This is a genomic window from Bradyrhizobium sp. 62 (assembly GCF_023073035.1).
Taxonomy (GTDB): domain Bacteria; phylum Pseudomonadota; class Alphaproteobacteria; order Rhizobiales; family Xanthobacteraceae; genus Bradyrhizobium.
This window is the reverse complement of record NZ_JADPIT010000016.1, coordinates 386,856-388,061: the sequence shown is the minus strand read 5'-3', so window position 1 is coordinate 388,061 and position 1,206 is coordinate 386,856. Positions and strand designations below refer to the sequence as shown.

The 1,206-nt window shown below is 67.8% G+C and carries 2 protein-coding genes; both read right to left on the bottom strand.

Features of this window, described 5'->3' with window-relative positions; all coding sequences use genetic code 11:
* Positions 1–535 (bottom strand): dipeptide/oligopeptide/nickel ABC transporter ATP-binding protein (locus IVB47_RS20840; protein WP_247463824.1); only part of this gene is annotated, 535 nt, incomplete at its 3' end.
* On the bottom strand, positions 532–1,206 hold a 675-nt coding region (locus IVB47_RS20835; RefSeq protein ID WP_247463821.1), incomplete at its 5' end, for an ABC transporter ATP-binding protein. The genes IVB47_RS20840 and IVB47_RS20835, both read right to left, overlap by 4 nt.

The window sequence follows — 1,206 nt, the reverse complement described above, 5'->3', positions numbered from 1 at the left end:
AGACGATCAGCCGCGGCCCCAGCGCCAGCGCGCGGGCGATGCAGATGCGTTGGCGCTGCCCGCCGGAGAATTGATGCGGGAAATTGCGCATCTGGTCGGGCCGCAGGCCGACCTGCTCGAACAGGTTTGCGGTACGCGCCTCCAGCGCCTTGCCGGTCGCGAGCCCGTGCACGAACAGCGGCTCGCCCACGATGTCTCCGGCAGTCATCCGCGGATTGAGAGAGGCGAACGGATCCTGGAACACGATCTGCATCGAACGACGATGTGGCCGCAACGCGGACTTGGACAGATGCGTGATGTCTTCGCCTTCGAGGCGGATCTGGCCCGAGGTCGGTTCGACCAGCCGCAGCACGCTGCGCGCCACCGTCGACTTGCCGCAGCCGGATTCGCCGACGAGGCCCAGCGTCTCGCCCACCCCAACCGAAAATGAGACGCCGTCGACTGCATGCACTGTGCCGATTTGTCGGCGCAACACGCCGGCGCGCACCGGATAGTGCTTCTTGAGATCGGTGACTTCGAGCAGCGCCTCGGTCATGCCACCTCCGCCACTTCGGCCGCCCGCCAGCATGCCGCGAGATGGCCACCGCCCCAATCGGTGAGCGGCGGATATTCGGCCTCACAGCGCTTGATCGCGAGCTTGCAGCGAGGCGCAAACGCGCAGCCCTTGGGCAGCCGCACCAGCGACGGCACCGTGCCGGGAATTTCGTTCAGCCGTGCTGGCGCGGCGACGCCCGGCGCCGGCACCGCCGGGATCGAGGCCATCAATCCGCGCGTGTAGGGATGTTTCGGCGCGGCGAACAGTGCCTCGACGCTCGCTTCCTCGACCTTCCGTCCCGCATACATCACGATGACCCGCTGCGCGGTCTGCGCGACGACGCCGAGATCATGGGTGATCAGCACGAGCCCGGTGCCGAGCTCTTTCTGAAGGTCCAGGATCAGCGCGAGGATCTGCGCCTGGATGGTGACGTCGAGCGCGGTCGTCGGCTCGTCCGCGATCAGCAGCGCCGGCCGGCACGCCAGCGCCATCGCGATCATGGCCCGCTGGCGCATGCCGCCGGACAGCTGATGCGGATATTCCCGCGCGCGCCGAGCCGGTTCGGGGATGCGCACCAGGCGCAGCATCTCGATCGCGATGTCCCGGGCCTCTTTACTCGACATGTTCCGGTGCAGCCGCACGGCCTCGACGATCTGGTCGCCGATCCGCAT